The 18315-nt window shown below is 39.1% G+C and carries 18 protein-coding genes and 1 pseudogene; 7 read left to right on the plus strand and 12 right to left on the minus strand.

What is annotated here, in order from left to right:
• Positions 1-149: 149 nt before the first annotated feature.
• From ARA78_RS11665 to dinD, 9 genes are all read right to left on the minus strand, one after another.
• Positions 150-1058 (minus strand): substrate-binding domain-containing protein, encoded by a 909-nt coding sequence (locus tag ARA78_RS11665; protein WP_055273765.1) that lies wholly within the window; start codon positions 1056-1058, stop codon positions 150-152.
• Positions 1055-2788: a Na/Pi cotransporter family protein gene (locus tag ARA78_RS11670; RefSeq protein WP_055280562.1), complete on the minus strand. Its 1734-nt coding sequence runs from the start codon at positions 2786-2788 to the stop codon at positions 1055-1057. Before ARA78_RS11670 ends, ARA78_RS11665 begins: the two co-directional genes overlap by 4 nt.
• A 265-nt stretch (positions 2789-3053) precedes the next feature.
• Positions 3054-3284 (minus strand): hypothetical protein, encoded by a 231-nt coding sequence (locus ARA78_RS11675; RefSeq protein ID WP_015533769.1) that lies wholly within the window; start codon positions 3282-3284, stop codon positions 3054-3056.
• Between the two features lie 145 nt (positions 3285-3429).
• Entirely contained in the window at positions 3430-3762 is a 333-nt protein-coding gene (locus ARA78_RS11680; RefSeq protein ID WP_004850052.1) for a cupin domain-containing protein, read from the minus strand.
• Positions 3763-3827: 65 nt separating this feature from the next.
• Positions 3828-5387 carry a PLP-dependent aminotransferase family protein gene (locus tag ARA78_RS11685; protein ID WP_055273769.1) on the minus strand — a complete coding sequence of 520 codons (1560 nt, stop codon included), beginning with the start codon at positions 5385-5387 and terminating at the stop codon, positions 3828-3830.
• A gap of 3 nt (positions 5388-5390) precedes the next feature.
• A complete protein-coding gene (locus tag ARA78_RS11690) occupies positions 5391-6044 on the minus strand; it encodes an HAD family hydrolase (RefSeq protein ID WP_022058003.1) in 654 nt (217 codons plus the stop codon).
• 161 nt (positions 6045-6205) lie between these two features.
• Positions 6206-6640, minus strand: coding sequence for an Hsp20/alpha crystallin family protein (locus ARA78_RS11695; protein ID WP_022215836.1), 435 nt, complete (start codon positions 6638-6640; stop codon positions 6206-6208).
• A 237-nt stretch (positions 6641-6877) separates the two neighbouring features.
• Positions 6878-7669: a metallophosphoesterase gene (locus ARA78_RS11700; protein ID WP_055273771.1), complete on the minus strand. Its 792-nt coding sequence runs from the start codon at positions 7667-7669 to the stop codon at positions 6878-6880.
• A 148-nt stretch (positions 7670-7817) separates the two neighbouring features.
• A complete protein-coding gene (gene dinD, locus ARA78_RS11705; protein WP_055273773.1) occupies positions 7818-8636 on the minus strand; it encodes a DNA damage-inducible protein D in 819 nt (272 codons plus the stop codon).
• A gap of 161 nt (positions 8637-8797) precedes the next feature.
• Between dinD and ARA78_RS11710 the strand changes: the two genes are divergently transcribed.
• Positions 8798-9718, plus strand: coding sequence for a tyrosine-type recombinase/integrase (locus ARA78_RS11710; RefSeq protein ID WP_022216262.1), 921 nt, complete (start codon positions 8798-8800; stop codon positions 9716-9718).
• Positions 9719-9857: 139 nt separating this feature from the next.
• Positions 9858-11735 (plus strand): restriction endonuclease, encoded by a 1878-nt coding sequence (locus ARA78_RS14055; RefSeq protein WP_055280563.1) that lies wholly within the window; start codon positions 9858-9860, stop codon positions 11733-11735.
• Positions 11736-11846: 111 nt separating this feature from the next.
• Here the strand turns inward: ARA78_RS14055 and dfrF are convergent, their stop codons facing one another.
• The 3 genes from dfrF to ARA78_RS11735 all read right to left on the minus strand — a co-directional run bounded on the left by dfrF (position 11847) and on the right by ARA78_RS11735 (position 14110).
• Positions 11847-12341 carry a trimethoprim-resistant dihydrofolate reductase DfrF gene (gene dfrF / locus ARA78_RS11720; protein ID WP_002322211.1) on the minus strand — a complete coding sequence of 165 codons (495 nt, stop codon included), beginning with the start codon at positions 12339-12341 and terminating at the stop codon, positions 11847-11849.
• Between the two features lie 307 nt (positions 12342-12648).
• A complete protein-coding gene (locus ARA78_RS11725) occupies positions 12649-13128 on the minus strand; it encodes an MGMT family protein (protein ID WP_002322212.1) in 480 nt (159 codons plus the stop codon).
• Between the two features lie 310 nt (positions 13129-13438).
• Positions 13439-14110: a helix-turn-helix domain-containing protein gene (locus tag ARA78_RS11735; RefSeq protein WP_002322214.1), complete on the minus strand. Its 672-nt coding sequence runs from the start codon at positions 14108-14110 to the stop codon at positions 13439-13441.
• A gap of 547 nt (positions 14111-14657) precedes the next feature.
• Between ARA78_RS11735 and ARA78_RS11740 the strand changes: the two genes are divergently transcribed.
• From ARA78_RS11740 to ARA78_RS11760, 5 genes and pseudogenes are all read left to right on the plus strand, one after another.
• Positions 14658-15668: a replication initiation factor domain-containing protein gene (locus tag ARA78_RS11740; protein WP_009243570.1), complete on the plus strand. Its 1011-nt coding sequence runs from the start codon at positions 14658-14660 to the stop codon at positions 15666-15668.
• Positions 15668-15871, plus strand: coding sequence for an excisionase (locus ARA78_RS11745; protein ID WP_002610247.1), 204 nt, complete (start codon positions 15668-15670; stop codon positions 15869-15871). The genes ARA78_RS11740 and ARA78_RS11745 overlap by 1 nt, the downstream gene beginning before the upstream one ends.
• Positions 15872-15949: 78 nt before the next feature.
• Entirely contained in the window at positions 15950-17143 is a 1194-nt protein-coding gene (locus ARA78_RS11750; protein WP_009243571.1) for a site-specific integrase, read from the plus strand.
• 171 nt (positions 17144-17314) lie between these two features.
• A pseudogene (locus ARA78_RS11755) lies at positions 17315-17572 on the plus strand (SRPBCC family protein); the annotation flags it as partial.
• A 26-nt stretch (positions 17573-17598) separates the two neighbouring features.
• Positions 17599-17919, plus strand: coding sequence for a TfoX/Sxy family protein (locus ARA78_RS11760; protein ID WP_004612621.1), 321 nt, complete (start codon positions 17599-17601; stop codon positions 17917-17919).
• The last annotated feature ends 396 nt before the right edge of the window (positions 17920-18315 follow it).

Genomic DNA, 18315 nt, shown 5'->3' on the forward strand with positions numbered 1-18315 from the left:
TAATCTGATCAGCCAGTTTACCAATTGCCTGTCCTCTTTCTATCTATTTTATTCTTTACATATATAACAAGATGGATAGCCAGCATGACTATCCTCCTGTTTAAAGGAGCAGCCGCATTATATTTTCACGCAAAGCTCTCCTCATGAAATTATTTTAAATCTCCCCACTCTGTATACTTCTTGTCATATATCTTCTTCAGCATATCCACCGATATGTCAGATAGCGGATTCTCACTGTTTACGATCACAGCAATCGCATCACGTCCAAATACATATGACGTGAGCAGCTCGCTCTCGTATGGTTGAAGGCTTCTGGATGACATTCCAAGGTCACATCTGCCCTGAAGTGCATCATTGAGTCCCTGTGTCGAATCCGACTCTGTGACTACAATCTTCGCTGCCTGATTGATCTTCATATATTCCTCTGCCAGCTTAGATACAATCGGAGCTGCCGATGTGGAACCATGTATCTCCACCGTACCACCAGACTTGTCTGACAGAAATGTCTCGCTTTTCTTTACAGGAACACAATAATCCGCAACCACAGCCTGCCCTGCAGACTTCACATAAGCCATAAAGTCCTTTGCCACGGCTGACAGTTCCCCACTGTATACCAATATATAATCCCTGCACAGAGAATATTTATCCTTTTCTACGGATGCCGTATCCGGAGCTGTCCCATCGACATCCAGCACCTTTACGCCGCTGTTATTTTCTGCACTATATGCTATATAACCTATCGCATTTTTGTCAGAGGCTACTTGCGATATAACATTGTCTGTGGAATCTGCAACAGTGTTGGTTCCCGTCGCATCGGTGTCTACAAGATTGTCAAATTCCGTCTTAGTACCGGAACCTTCCTCTCTGGAAACCACGTTTATTGTACCCATGGATGACATATCCGGAACGTCCACTTTGGTGCCACATCCTGTAAGCAGCAGAGAACCCAGTGCAGCCATTGCAAGAAATCTGCCCACCATTTTCCAGTATCCAGCCCTTTTGCAGTTTCTGTCTATATGCCTGTCAATATACGTTCTTTCACATTTGTATTTTGTCATGCCTGAGCACCTGCCTTCACCTTGACTTCACTGTCGCTATCCATATTCTCTATATCAAGTTTGTCAAATGTGAAATCGTCGATTGCCTCTTCCGCAATGGATATACAGTTGTCCGCCATACGATCCATGCTGTAAAGGAGTGCTGAATAATCCGCTGTCAGACTTCTCACACAGGTGTTTTTCTTGACTCTTGCGAGATGAGCCTTACCTGCCTGTCTCTGGAGCTTTCTTATCTTCTTCTTATCTGCGGCAACCTTGTCAGGAGTTTCGCTGTCCCCCGTAATTATCGCATTCATTGACTCACTGAAAAGTTTCTCTGTCATATCCATACATGCTGTCAGGTCAGTTATCGCAGCATCCGACAGCAGTTGTCCATTGTCCAGGATCTTTTTATACAGACCATCCACCTCATCGCACCTGTCTGCTATACGCTCTATATTGTTGCTGACTACCATGAGTCCTGCCGCCTGCTCTGCCTGTTTCTCAGTAAGGTTACCGCTTGATATCAGCTTTGTGATGAAATCAACTATTATATCCTGAAGCTCCTTGACCTTATCATGCTCATCCACATATTTGTCACGGATATCCGTAATATTTCTCTTCTCTATAGCATTTCTCATAGCCCCTATCATCTTGCCCGCATGAACAGACAATCTTGATATCTCCTTTGCGGCCATGTAGATAGCTGCCGCAGGCTGTGACATAGCTTTATCATCGAGGTACTTGGCTACAAAGCCCTCTGAATTTTTCTTGTCCTCGCCCCTGATGATAAACTTCACTATCTTCACCATAACAGGTATCAGAGGCAGCCAGATAAGTGTACATGCCACATTGAACGTGGTATGCGCATTTGCTATCTGCCTTGATATGATGTCAAGTTCATCGCCCTTTGGTGATATCCACTGCACAAATGCAGCCAGCGGTCTTATAAGGAACATGAAAAGTATGGTTCCTGTGATATTGAATGTACTGTGCGCGATGGCTGTTCTCTTGGCATTCTTGGACTGTCCTATGGATGCCAGAAGCGCTGTGATGGTTGTTCCAATGTTATCTCCAAAAAGGATAGGTATCGCCCCTGCCAGACCTATGACACTGTGTATTCCGTCAGGTCCAGGCTGTGACGCAAAGTTCTGAAGTACCGCAATGGTCGCCGAACTACTCTGTACAACCAAGGTCATGACTGCACCAAGTACAACTCCGAGAACCGGTATCTCTGACACCTTGCCCATCAGATCCACAAATATCGCACTGCTGGCAAGTGGTTTCATAACACCACCCATGACCTCAATACCTTCAAAGAGAAGTCCAAATGAGAATATGACCATACCAACATTTCTGATCTTTTCCTTCTTGAACACAAAGTTCATAATGAAGCCTATGAATATGATCGGATATATGTAATTACTGATCTTGAACGCCATAAGCTGTGCCGTCATGGTCGTTCCTATATTTGCTCCAAATATTACTGATATAGCCTGTGGCAGACTCATGAGTCCTGCACTTACAAATCCGATGACCATGACCGTGGTCGCCGAACTGCTCTGGAGAACTGCGGTTACAAGTGCCCCCGCCAAAGCTCCCATCAAAGGATTCTTGGTAAGGAATCCCAATATCCTCTTCATCTTTTCTCCTGCTGCCTTCTGGAGTGCATCGCTCATGCTGTTCATTCCATATAGGAACATGGCAAGTCCTCCCAGCAATCCAAACACTATCTTAACTCTTTCGTCCACTGTGTTTCTTTCCTCCTTATGTAAATCTCATCTTAAACAAGCATATCCACATAAGGAAAGTGCCGCTATCCACATGCAGTAAACGAAATGTAAAATCTATGTAAAAAGCAAGAAAAGCCAGCAGACACACTTCTTGTGTATCTACTAGCTTAAATTCCATCACCATAAATTTGCTATTATACTAGCATTTTGTATCGTATTTTTCAATATGCAGGCACGTAAAATTTATGTAAACTGCGATAAAACAGTCTATCCAGTGATAGTATTATAAAGTTAGCACCTTTCTTATCTTTTTTTCACCATCAAAATAATTTAATTTTAGCATTCTATGAATTATTGCTTCTTTACACTGTTCTCCCTCTCTTACATGTTTACTATCCAAGGCCCCCACCTCTCTGTTTCTGCCAAGTATCAACTGATCTATCGAAACATTAAAAGTATCTGAAATCTTCACTAAAACTGTTACATTTATCAGAGGCTTTTCTAGATGTGACATGAATTAACGCATATATATCAAGTTAATCACTTGATAACAAATAAAAAAGAGGTCTCCACGTTCTGATGCGCACCCGGAATTCCAGATATATTCCAATTACATTGATTGGGAGAACCTCTTTTTTATTTTCTTATATTATTCTCTTCTAATTGTGCTCTGGCACTACAGCATAGAACACCAGATCCTCATCGCCGTTGTTCTTCAGGCTGTGGCTGTGTCCCGGCGGACAATAATGGCAGTCGCCCGGATTGAGTATCTCCATGGTGTCGTCATACTCCATGGTTCCAACTCCTGAGATGATAAATATGATCTCGCTGTTGGTGTCATGTGTGTGAAGTCCTATAGAACTTCCGGCTGGAAGTGTTGCCCTCATGATCTTGTTGTAATTGCCTACGTGCATGCGTGGCTTGAATACGCCTTCGCCACCCTTAAAGTTCTGAATATTCTGCTCCTCAAGTGAATCAAATGATATCTTCATCCGTTGTCCTCCTTACGAAAAATTCCTGCAAACGCATGAAATGCGCTCCGCGCGGCGTCTGCATGCTATGTCGTCAAGCGCACCACACTCTCAAGAAGTCTGTCACAGGCTTCCTCTATTATGTCTTCTTCTATGCCCGAATAATTGATAACCAGTGTGTGGCTGTCCTCCTGCTCTTTTCCGTGGCAGTACTGGCTAAGGCTGGATATGTTGATTCCTGCCGCGGCAGCCCTGTCCACCATCTCTCTGTCCGTGTATGACGTGTCGATCTCCATAAGGAAATGAAGACCTGCATTCTCTTCCTTTATCGTTACCTGTGGATACAGCCTATGATTCCTGATACAACCAAGTATCCTGTCCCTGCTGTTCCTGTAAAACTTTCTCATCCTGTTGATGTGCTTTTCCAGATACCCCTCCTGGATAAATCTTGTGAGTGTATACTGATCAAAATTCGACACCGTACACGCATAAAAGCTTAGTACATGATTATACCTTACCATGAGCGGTATTGGCAATACCATGTAGCTTATTCGTATGGTTGATGACAAACTTTTTGAAAATGTATTCATGTATATGACCTTATCTGAGGCATCTATACTCTGAAGTGCTGGGATCGGATTGCCCACCAGACGGAATTCACTGTCATATTCATCCTCTATGATATATCTGCCCTCCTGCTTTGCCGCCCAGCCCAGCAGTTCATATCTCCTGCTCGCCGGAGTGACAGTTCCCGTAGGGAAATGGTGTGACGGTGATATATGCACCACATCAGCCCCGGACCGCTCTAGCGAATCTATGTTGACACCGCTCTCATCCATGTCTATATAACAGCATTTCACTTGATATGCATCGTATATGTGCTGTATCTTCTGATATCCCGGATTCTCCACACCGTATACGCTGTCCCTGCCGAGAAGCTGTATGATAAGACCATACAGATATTCCGTTCCCGCGCCGACTATGATCTGGTTCGGGCTTACAGACATCCCCCTGAACTGATAGAGATAATCCGCAATGGCCTTTCTGAGTTCAAATATACCACCAGACGGTGATCTCTTCATAAGCTTTTCCCGGTCATCCATCATCGTCTCCCTCATGAGTTTCGTCCATGTCGAAAATGGGAAGTTCTCACTGAGGGTGGAATTGTTTACAAAGTCGGCAAAGAACCTGTTCTGGCCAGGGGATTCTGCGTGTTCCCTGATCACATGAGAATGCTCTGTCACATGGTCTTCCGATCGTATTCCGCGCAAGTATGCAACGTCCGATTCATCTGAGGTCATGTTCTGCCTTGCATTATCTTTCATTACGGAACCTTCTGTACCACCCTTATATTCACTGGCATAGTAGGCATTGCGCACTCCCACAACATCCGCATCCTCGGCCTTCACGTCACACACATAGAACCCGCTCTTCGGCTTGGAATAAATATACCCCTCCGCAAGAAGCTGGCTGTAGGCATTCTCCACAGTGACCACGCTCACATTCAGATGAGCTGCAAGTGCCCTCTTTGACGGCAGCTTCTCATGGGCTTTAAGATTTCCCATTAATATGTCATTTTTTATCTCTTTGTACAAATGTTCATAGAGGAAATCCATCCCCCTGTCATCAAATGAATAAGTCAGCATCCGCTACTCTCCCAGTATTATGTCAACTATCTTCTGTGGTTCATGAATGACAAATGGTGCTCCAAGGCTCATGATGAACTCCTCATCCCTGAAACCCCAGCCAACCATGATGACATCCGTTCCAGAATTTCTTGCTGTGGCAAGATCCACATCAGAGTCACCTATATATACAACATCCTTCTTCTCAAGACCAAGCGTTCTGAGGCACTCCTCCACCATGTCAGGTGCCGGTTTCTTTGCTATGCCAGACTTCTCGCCAAGTGCAAAATCAAACATTCCCGGGAAATAGTCAACACACAGATCCTGGACTGCGAAATCCGCCTTGTTGGACACGACCGCAGTCTTCACACCTGCTGCCCTGAGCTTTGCGATGGCATCATGTATTCCGTCATATGGTCTGGTCTTGATGGCACTATGCTCTTTATAATAAGAAGCAAATGTATCAAACACCTTATCTATAGTTGCCACATCAGTTCCCGCCGGCACAGCTCTCTCAATGAGCTTTCGTATGCCATTCCCAACAAATCTTCTAACCTCATCTATAGTTCTCTCAGGGAATCCATGATGAGCAAGTGCATAGTTTGTACTGTCTGTCAGGTCCTCCAGAGTATTGAGTATTGTTCCATCCATATCAAATATCGCTGCCTTGTATCTCATGTCATACATCTCCTTGTCTTGTTTGTAATTATGCTTATTCCCATTATAATCTGTGAGTTAAGGTTGTCAATCAACAATGATGCCACAAAAAATCCGGCACAGGAGGGAGGTTCCTGTGCCGGACTTTTATATACAAATGAAAGTAATCTGTCTATCGTATGTTATTCAATTGTTATATACTTTGACTTTGGCTCTTCCGGTTTCTTCTCAATCTTTGGAACTGTGAGCTTAAGCACTCCGTCTTCAAACTTGGCCTTGATATCTTCCTGAGTCAGATCCTTGCCAACATAGAAGGTTCTGCTGCCTGAGCCACTGTAACGCTCCTTGCGGATGTACTTTGTCTTCTTATCCTCCTCTGTAGTCTCACTCTTTGTAGAAGCGTTCACGATCAGATATCCATCCTTGAGCTCTATCTTCACATTCTCTTTCTTAACTCCTGGAAGATTCATCTCAACTGTGTAGGCATCCTCGCTCTCGGCTACATCAGCCTGCATAAATCCATTCATCTGCGTCTGCTTTGGTGCTGTATAAGTCCTCTCAGGATATCCAAAGAAATCATCTAAAAAGCTATCTCCAATAATACTAGGCATTAACATAAGTCATCTCTCCTTCCAATATCTATCCCCTCTGCCTTTATCGCATCAGGTATATACATGTTAATAATTTCGTTTTCTTTTCAAAGGATCGCTTCAAGGCTTATCGTTAATTTCTATTTAGAAGCTCTTTCCTTTGACTGATTATGTTATACCACTTCTGTTAGCACTCGTCAACACCGAGTGCTAATAAATTTTGTGAAAAATTTGTGAAGTCCACTAATTCAGGACTTCACAACCTCACACATAAAACGTCTTTTCATCCTCGAGCCTGAAACATGCAAGTCTTGCGTTCTTTTTCCCTGTATATCTCATCCAGCATCCACAGTCAATGTCATAGAACAAAAAGTCCCGCTCCTCGTCATACCTTCGAAATACCCATCCATCATTATATGCAAACTCCTCCTCTTTGATCGTTGGAGTATGCCCCGCCACTACCATGCCGTGCATGATGCCGCCATCTGTAAATCCATCACCCCTGGCGTTCATATAGAACTCTTCCCTTGAGCTGTACCTGGTCTTAAGTTCCGGCGTATCAAGTCTCCTGATGTATCCGGCATGAACTACTATGCATTTTCTGCCAGACACTTTCGTTTCATATAGATACGGCATGTTCTTTATCAGGTCCGCCACTGCACATAACCGCGAGAAAGTATATCCGGATTCTATCAGCTCATATACCGTCTCACAGCGGTCAAACTTTACGCTGGAATCTTTTTTCGCAAGCTTCTTCATCGACCGGTACAAAGTTTTCGTGTCCTGCAGGCTATCCCTGTCAAGATCCATTTTGTAGCTGATGATCCTCATCGCCTCTATATTCTGTGCAAAGTCCTCATCATGATTGCCTCGTAGCAGAATGACATTTGGCGGAACATTCATTATCCATTCCAGCACCTCAGCGTTCTTTGGCCCCTTATCCACATAATCCCCGGCACATATCAGAGTGTCACTGTCTTCTAAATTTATCTTCTCAAGCATCCGGATCAGCTCGTCATAGCATCCGTGAATGTCCGATATTACATAACTGCCCATATCTGTCCTCCCATATCATACTTCATATCGAACATATACTAGTCTTATTTCTGTAAATGTCAACACCATCTGAAAGTAAATTCTGGGTAAATGTCTGGTCAGGACATATAATGCTTGTGCTTTCCAATATCGCCAAATAGTCCAGCGCTCATTCATCAAGCATTAGCTTTCCTTTCTTCGCCTTCAACTTTAATCGTTCCATTTGTTCTTTCTCGATCTGTTGAATACTTTTTTCTGGCGTTGGAAGATCTTCAGGCATCGTGCCACCAATCTTTTCTATGGCTGTGCGCACTTCTTTTCCAACATTATAATGAACTGATGTTGCCTTATCAGCGCCTTGTATTTTGTCTTTCCTCAACTTTTCTTCTGTCTGAGATATACGAAACAAGTTTGCGATCAACTCCGTACTTCCCATATAGTCAAGTATTTTTTGCCCAACTTCTAACTGTTTTCTTGAATGGATATCGTCTACATCAAGTCCTCCATACAGACCCATATAACCTGCATTTTGGAAAAAAGCAAATTCTTCATTTGTTATTACTCCAGCATTATGAGCAGTCTCTGCCAACATCTGATTCCACTGCTTGATATCGCCCCGAACCACCAGTCTCCTATTATCCTCATCCAACTCATTAAAATGATCAGCGACTTCCTGTCTGTATGTCTGTATTGCAAAATATGTCTGACCTAAAGCTATGACTTCCTTACGTGGATCTCCATTCTGTACTACCAAATAACATGCATATCGGGATAATTCGTAATCTCTTGTTGGTTTCGACGTAATTCCTGCTTCAACGATTTTGCTGACCTCAGCAAAATCGTCAGAAACCCTATGTCCACTATTCTCACATGCAATCATCGCTCTTTTTATTACCTTTTCAAAATTTCTCCACTGTACATAATCAAGTGCCGGGCCAAGTTCTCTCGCACTCCAATATTCACTTCCATCTTCACGAACATGTTTGATATCTTCACAATTACCATAATAATTTTATCATAGTTACACCTTAAGTACTACTTGATTCCCGTATTTTTTATTATTTACGCCATATTTAGCAGTCTCAATTACTTTCCTACTTTTTTCCTGTACCATATAATTCTGACAAATACATACAAAGGAGATCAACTATGGACAACATGCAAACATTGATAAAAAACTATTTGGAATACTGTGGTAAACAGAAATGCCTTGATGAAAAAACTCTGAAAGCGTATAAGATCGATCTAAAGCAATTCTCAGACTATCTTTGCTCATCTGACATCACCGACGTTTCCACCAGTATATTGGAGGATTACATCGGTGAACTTCATAATAAATACAAGCCCAAGACCGTAAAACGTAAAATTGCATCTGCAAAAGCATTTTTTCACTATCTTGAATACAAGGAAATCCTGGATAGAAATCCGTTCAATAAACTGCAGCTCAAATTTCGAGAGCCCGTAATATTACCCAAGACCATTCCACTTCACACCGTTGAAACAATTTTGTCCACCATTTATGAACAGCTTAATTGTGCCAAAACTATCTATCAAAGAAGGAATTCTCTGAGAGACGCAGCCGTTATTGAACTTTTATTTGCAACCGGCATGCGAATTTCTGAACTCTGTGCGCTGAAAGTCAACGATATCAACCTGTACGATGGAAGCATCCTTATATATGGCAAGGGTGATAAAGAGCGCCGACTTCAGATAGGAAATCCGTCTGTCATAAGTATACTGAACAAATATGAAGTTGATTTTCATTCCGAGATAATGAATTGCAATCACTTCTTTGCAAATCAATCCGGTCGGTCACTGACCGATCAGACTGTCCGCAGAATGATAAATAAATATACCGCTCTTGCCGCAATCGATCTACACATAACTCCACATATGTTCAGACATACTTTTGCAACCAGTCTGCTGGAAGCTGATGTGGACATCCGCTATATTCAGGAAATGCTGGGGCACAGCTCCATCAACATCACTGAGATTTATACTCACGTTGCGCTTGCTAAACAACGAAGTATTTTGGCAACTAAACATCCGAGAAATAATTTTAATATTTAGTTATGTGAGCAAAGCATATTATCCTTCGGGGGATATGCTTTGTTTTTATTTTGCACCTTTAATCAATCTCGGCAGCGGTGGTATTTATACGGATAATAGGTAATTATCATTTAAAATTATAAAAATAGCGAGGAAAATAATGGCAATATTATCACATGAATATTGGAAAAAATTTATAGAAAAAGATAAAAATGGCAAGGAAAAGGGGAATGGACGCGAGTTTGAAAAATTAGTAAGATATTTATTATATTTAATGTATGGAAAAAAATGGAGAGAGACAGGAGGGAGTCATGATCATAATAGAGACTTTTGGTTGCATTTATCGGATCAAAATCTATGGGCTGAATGCAAAAATTATTCAAATACAATTGCAATGAACATTTTAGCGCCAACGCTTGTTATGGCACAAATATATGAAGTAAATGAAATTTTATTTTTTAGCAGATCCAACATAAATAGATTTGCCAAAGATAAGATTTTAGCTTATGGAGAGAAAACGCATAAAACCGTTCGTTTTTTTGATGGTGAAAATATTGATGAACTTATATGCTCTTATGCATCAAAACTTCCTGCACGATACTCTCCTATTAAATATATGAGTAATCGCAAATCAGTCATAGACCAAAATTCATTTATTAATATTTATTTTTTTCAGAATAGAATCTCTAGAATCTATGATGATTCAGAAGTTTTTGTAAATTATGAATCGATTGATAAAATTTATTATAATGAAACATTCTCTTTGACTTTTTGCTTAAACAATGCGTTTTATGAAGATCAAGTTGATGTTTATATTGAATTTGCTGATGACGATCCTGATCGATTTTATTTCGAATATTTTTTTCAAACAATACGCTCTGATAAGAAAAGATGGTATCATACTTGTTTAAAAAAAGGTGAAGGATGTTCCGTATCTTTAAATATGAGACAAATAGTTTATAAACCTATTATAAAGCTTCCAAGTTTCCATATATTGTTTGTTTGTGCACGAAATGGTAAATGCTTTGAGTGGGAGTCCAAAAAGATTTCTGTAAAATGTAATTGGGTTGGACAAACTAGATTAATAGGGAGTTATTATTTAAATTTGTTGGATGATGTACAAGAGATATTAATAAACAATCCCTATATTTCAGGGTTAGTAATATCTGGAAGTAGTGGGACTGGCAAAACGAGAGTAATAACAGAGTGCCAAAATATCTTTTTAAGGAAAGGATATGAAATTATTAATCTCTCTGCCCAAGAGAATTACTCTTCTCATTATTATATTAAGGAGCTTATTGCATTTCTTTATGAAATGCCAAGTGATGAAATATTAGATTTATTAGAAGAGAAAATATTTATTTCCTCGAGGAAAAAATTTTTATCTGAAGATAACATTATTGAAAAAGCAACCAGTTTATTTAGAGTAATTATGAATAGCATAACCGAAGAAGATTTACAAGAAGTATTAAATAAATATGAGGATATATTATTTGAAAAGCTTTCAAAAGGCAAAAATGCCATAATAATTGATAACTTTCAGTTTTCAGGAAAAGCATTTCAAAATTTTATAGAAAGATACATTAAGTATTCTGTAAATCAACAATCAATAAATCAGTCTATAATAGTATGTGTATTTAATACAGATTATTTGACTGCCAAAACCTCCGAATTGTTATACAGTATTGTTAATTTAAATATAAGACATTGCATTTCTGTTTCATTAAATGGATTTAAAGATCGAGAACAAGGTATTTTATTCCTTCAAGAATTGACAAGAACTAATAATGATGAAAATTTAGAATATTTTTCTGAGATTATCGATAAAATTTCCTTGAATCCGTATAATCTGATGCAAACCATAAAATATCTTGAAGATTTAGAAATAATAAATATTTCACCAGAAAAAAAAGGATATATAATTTCAAATACAATTGTTTGTCATTTATTATTTCTGTTTTGCTCAAATCACTTCGCCATGAGTTATATTTATCAACAGCTAAAACAATGTTCCAAACTTTTTGAATATCATTACTAATAATTGTATTTATATTTGAAATTGCCACTTTTTCATTTCCCCTTTTCAAACTGGAATTTGTCTTACAACAATTTATATATGCATAAAAAGCAATATATTTATGAAAACACCCTAAATCCAAAATCTACTCAATTCATTTTTCCTTACATAAAATGTTCTCGTATATTTCACTTCCTCACCAAGTGTTTCCCCTATCAAAACTTCAAAATCATTGATATCAAATTCTGGAAAGAATGTATCTCCATCTTCAATATTTAAATCTACTTCTGTGATATACATTTTATCTACTATTTGCAAAGCTTCCTTAAATAGTCCATATCCACCAGATATGTATACATCTCGTCCTTTAGCCAATAATAATGCATCTTCTAATGATTTAACTGAAACTAAATTATCTCCTTGATACTCTGTTGTGGTGGAAACAACAATATTCATTCTATTAGGCAACGGATGACCGATTTCTTCATAAGACTTTCGCCCCATAATAACCACATTACCCGTTGTTAACTCTCTAAATTGCTTTTGTTCTCCCTTTATTTTCCATGGTATATTACCATTCTTGCCTATAACATTATTCTTTGACCTCGCAACAATCAAACCTATCATCTATTTCATCCTCCATAATATGATGTCGTACCTGTGATTCCATCAAGTGCACCACATCTTAACAAACTCAAAATTATCTCGAACTAACCAGCTCGACAAATTCAAGTTTGTCGCTTTCTTCATATCCACATTATATCATTTTCATATCTGCACCACAATAAAATTTTATGCACCGATAATCTTACTGAACAGCTCTAACAAACACCATTTCATCACTCCAATCTGAAATTTAGGTATGAAAAAAGCAGTCAATCCTAAGACTAACTGCTTTGTGTATAGAGATATGAAATTGTGAAATAGAATTTGCCTATTTCAAATCAAAAAGAGAATTTTCATAGTCCTTTACATAGTATCGTATATTTTTACGCCCCTTTTGAATAATGGTATGTCCCTCTGCTTCTAATTTTTCTTTCTGTGCTTCAATACCATTTGGATATTTAGCATTTAATTCTCCGTTTGCTTTTAATGTTCTCCAATAGGGTGTTTCATCTTCGGAACGCTGATAACTCGCCCACGCTACAATAGAAACAAATATACCCGCTGTAATCGGCTCTGTAAAATCTGCACCACTCAATTTTGCAAAGTGTTCTCGTATTTTTCCAACCGTAATCACTTTACCATACGGAACTTTTTTCATTACTTTGTCATAGTCAATCGGGGGAGCAAAATACATTTTGTTTCCACCATATTTCTCAATACTTTTCTGGTCTATGATAATTTGAAATTTTGGCATATCCTTACTATCATGCAACATAGCATTAAAATCTTTTTTATCTTCATTTGCCATTTGTGCCACCTCCTACTTTAAGGATAGTCTGTTTCTTATTTCCATGCAATGAGGCTGTTTGAAAATTATTAACACTTTCAAATTTGTCGCTTTCTTCATATCCATATTATAACAGTTCCATATATCCGCCACAATAAAAATCAGCATACCCTTAGCATTTATGGAACAAAAATGCACACTTTTTCTTTCTTCCTCTTGATTACCCCACAACAGAAAAGAAAAAGCCCTGTCAAGAGCCTTGCCACCATTGGTGGTGCTTTGCACTCTTTACTGGGCTTTTTGTTTGCTGTATCTTCCATGCAAGAGGAAATTAAAGACCTCTGTTCCATTTCGCCTTTAGATAATCTTCATAGTCTGCTTCATTGAAGTCTACTTGTGGAGAAGTGTCGGGAATGTTGTTTCTGTTGTCTATATCCGCAAGCTGACGAAATATCCAATCATCATAAGGGTCATGGTATTTATACTCTTTGGGCTGTTCTCTGTATCGGTCTAACCCTCGCATTTCCTTATGTACTTTTATCATGCGTTCCAGTTTTTGACGCTGTATCAACTGCTTGATTTCCATAAGTTCTTCCAACTCCGTAACCTCATTGGTAATGTAGTTATGGATATACTGTATGAGTTTATATGCCTTGTAAAATGTGCATTCTTTTTCATCATCGAAAAATTCATTTTCAGACAGGTAATCTAAGGAAACATTGAAGTCTTGTTCCCGTTTGATAATATCCATGATATAGGGCTCGGTGTGGTCAATATACTTCCATTCTCCCGACAATAATTCATTGGGTGTTACTCCCAGCACGTCCATTATCTTTTCCAGCGTATCAAAGGTAGGATAATTCACGCCACGTTCAATCTTGGAAAGGCTCTGCATATTGATACCGATTTTGTCCGCAAGTTCCTGTTGTTTCATTCCTCTATGCTTTCTTATGGTCTGTATGTTCTCTCCTAAGAAACTGATTTTCTTTTCGTAATGCTCCATGACTTAGTATAAACACTCCTTTCATTGCTTTTCTTGGTATTTATAAGCATATCATACTTAATATATATCTAAAAGTCAACAAAAACTTCTTGACAAGTAATTCTAATGGCGTTATTATCGTATCAGATAGAGTGATTAAGCACGCTAGGGTCAATCACACGCTTGAGTAAGCATAGAAAAGATGTATTTTCATTTTGATAGCATGAATAAGCATAGACTATCAGACCGAAAATAAGGTTTCTGACTGGGGCTGTTCCGTTTAGCCACGAGCCTTACAAGGCTCGTGAGCGTTAAGAACGGATCAGACACAGGAAGAAAGGGAACGCCTTTAGGCGTTCATAAAGGGCGTATATGTAACACCGCCCTGCGTATACATGTCATAGTACCTAGAAACTGTGATAAATAAAGGAAAAAACACAATTTTTACCCCGCAAAAAAACGGGGCATACGAAAGGAGAAATGCACTATAACTACACACAAAAATTTATCCGTTAAGATTGATTACATCAGCATTGTATTTGAAACGGCAACCGCTGAAGATGTAATCATGCACATTTTAGATTTACCGACTGACATTTTCAATGTTTATCCAGCAACGATAAAATTCAAGACTTATCAGGCACGCTGGCAGATTGGAGATATTTATGTATCGGGGGACGCAAGAAAGACAGAGGACAACCCACAGGGGCTAGGCTGTTATCTTGTTATGACTGGCAGAGGTTGTGATGATATTTTCCGTATTCTCGACAGTAGGAATTATACCTTTGGGGATATGTTCCGACGCTGTGAGCGAAGATACGGACTGGATAATTTCCATTTCACAAGACTTGATATTGCCATTGATGATAAGAACGAAAAGCCATTCTTTACCATAGAGCAGATAAAGAAGAAATGCGAAAAAGAGGAATTTATTTCTAATAGTGAGGGCTACCACTTTGACGAAAGCAAGTTTGATGATTTCGACACTGCAAAGACTGTTTATATTGGTGCTGGTAAATCGGGATTGTCCTACCGCTTTTATGACAAAGATAAGGAAGTCTGTTCAAAACATAATAAGACACTTGATGAAGTCGGCAGTTGGAAACGGACAGAAATGCAACTGCGAGATGATAAGGCTCATGCTTTTGCCATGACATTCAAAGACAGACCGCTGGAACTTGGGGAACTGGCTTTCGGGCTATTGGCAAACAACCTACGCTTTGTCGTGCCAAACAGAAATGAAAGTAATAAGAGCAGATGGAAAACGTGTCGGTTTTGGGAACGCTTTTTAGGGGCTATGGAAGTCTTAAAACTGCAAGTACCGAAACTACATAATTCTCTTGAGGAAACACAGCAATGGCTCACAGAGGGTGGCGTGATTTCCGCTGTGAAAAGTTTTTACTTCTTGGAAGAACATGACGCATTAGGTGGACTGGAAAAAGTGGGAACTATGCTTGATAAGGCAAGATACAGCAATTCCCTTTCCAGTAAACTAACCGCCCACTTACAGAGGATAGACCGCACCGATCTTATCCCCTATATCCAATATAACACGAAACATGGGAAAGGGGGTATCTGATGAATAACAACGATATTCCCGTATGGGAAAAATACACCCTTACCATTGAAGAAGCGTCAAAATATTTCCGTATCGGAGAAAACAAGTTAAGACGATTGGCAGAGGAAAACAAGGACGCTGGCTGGCTCATTATGAATGGCAACCGCATACAGATTAAACGCCGACAGTTTGAAAAGGTCATTGACAAATTGGACGCAATCTAATGCAAATGAGCCTTGTATGTGTTATGATGAATACAAGTCATATCAAGGCTCTTTCCAACAAGGAAAGGAGCAGACACCATGAAAGAAAAAAGACGGGATAGCAAAGGACGTATCCTGCATACTGGAGAGAGCCAACGAACAGACGGGAAATACTTATATAAATATGTGGACGCATTTGGAAACACAAAATATGTGTATGCTTGGAGATTGACACCCACAGACCCGACACCAAAGGGAAAACGGGAAAAACCCTCACTTCGTGAACTGGAACAGCAGATAAGACGGGATATTGAGGACGGTATCGACAGCACAGGCAAGAAAATGACGCTTTGCCAACTCTACGCCAAACAGAACACACAGAGGGCAAACGTGAAGAAGAGCACACAGAAACAACGGGAACAGCTCATGCGGTTATTGAAAGAGGACAAGTTAGGTGCTAGGAGCATTGATACGATAAAACCCTCTGACGCTAAGGAATGGGCGTTACGCATGAAAGACAAAGGCTTTTCCTATAACACCATTAACAACCATAAACGCTCGTTAAAAGCGTCATTCTATATCGCCATACAAGACGATTGTGTAAGGAAAAACCCTTTTGATTTCAAGTTAAGTGAAGTTATAGAAAATGATACCAAAGAGAAAGTCGCATTGACAGAGGAACAGGAACAAGCCCTACTCTCATTCATCAAGGCGGACAATGTGTATCACAAGTATTATGATGATGTGCTGATACTGTTAAAGACAGGACTTCGTATCTCGGAACTGTGCGGACTGACAGTAGCCGATATTGATTTCAAGAATGAAGTTGTGATTATCGACCACCAGTTATTAAAGAGCAAGGAACAGGGCTACTATATTGAAACGCCTAAGACAAAAAGCGGAGCAAGGCAAGTGCCATTAAGCAGAGAAACGATACAAGCATTTCAACGGGTTATGAAGAAACGCCCAAAGGCAGAACCATTTGTGATAGACGGACGGGGCAACTTTCTATTTGTAAATCATAAAGGCAAGCCCAAAGTTGCGATTGATTACAATATGCTTTTTGTCCGTATGGTAGAGAAATACAACAAGCACCATAAGGACAATCCCTTGCCACATATCACACCGCATACACTACGCCATACGTTCTGCACAAGGCTGGCAAGTAAGAACATGAACCCAAAAGATTTACAGTATATCATGGGACATTCAAACATCAGTATCACAATGAACTGGTATGCTCATGCGTCCATAGATACTGCAAAATCAGAGGTTCAGCGTCTAATCGCATAGAAGTATTTACCACGATTTTAACCACGCTTGATAGCGAAAATATAAGAAGATAGACCTAGATATGTGAGGTTTACAACAAAAGCAAAATGCCCGTAGAGCCGATAAAATAAGGCTTTACGGACATTTAAGAAGATATAAAAAGATAGTCAAAAAGACATATATAATTTATAAAAATACACAAAAAATGGATATGCTACTACATTTACCGTTACCGTTGCAGAACCATATAAACGCTGGGAATTTGATATGGAGAATAGCAACATGAAAGGTCATTGGATTGGTGTTTTTATAGACAAAGGGAATGAAACACAAATAGACTTTACAGAAAATGTGATACCTAAAAAGTGGTTTATGAAACCTTTTGTAAAAACCTATTTGAAAAAACAACAAAAGCAATTTGTTCTGGACTTAAAGAAAGCATTGGAATAATAAAATTCAAGATTGGAGGGTTGGAAATGGCTTCAAGTAAAGATTATTTACAATTTGTTTTAGAACAATTATCAGAATTACAAGAAATAACATATCGTGCAATGATGGGAGAATTTATTATTTATTATCGTGGAAAAATCGTTGGCGGTATATATGATGATAGGTTACTTGTAAAACCAACAAAGTCTGCAATTTCTTATATGCCGACAGTTACTTATGAAATTCCATACGAAAACGCCAAAGAAATGTTATTGGTGGAAGAAGTTGATAATAAAGATTTTCTGACGGGGTTATTTGATGTGATGTATGATGAACTACCAACGCCAAAACCTAAAAAGAAAAAATAAACAGCTTCTAGTTTACAATTTCATATCCATATACACAAAGCAGTTAGTTTTAGGATTGACTGCTTTTTAAAAAGACACCATTTAGGTGTAATGATGTCTTTTGGGTGTTATTTTATAGGTCATATCAAGGCTCATTCAATCGTGGTAAATTCGTGGTAAAATGAGTTTTTTCTATACTTCAAAATACTTGAAAGTATAGTGTTTATGCGGATAATCGAAAATTAGATATAAAATTTTTTATAAAAAAATATAAAGCCCTATCAGATATCTCGAACGGAATCATGAATGTTTTAGAAAAAAAATTTGAATTTGTATAACTAAAATCTCAACTTTCCTTATTTTATGCGACTTGGCGGTATGCCTTGCCACTCTATATGTATCCTTTTCCCTTGTTTT

It is taken from the genome of Coprococcus eutactus (assembly GCF_001404675.1).
Taxonomy (GTDB): Bacteria; Bacillota; Clostridia; order Lachnospirales; family Lachnospiraceae; genus Coprococcus; species Coprococcus aceti.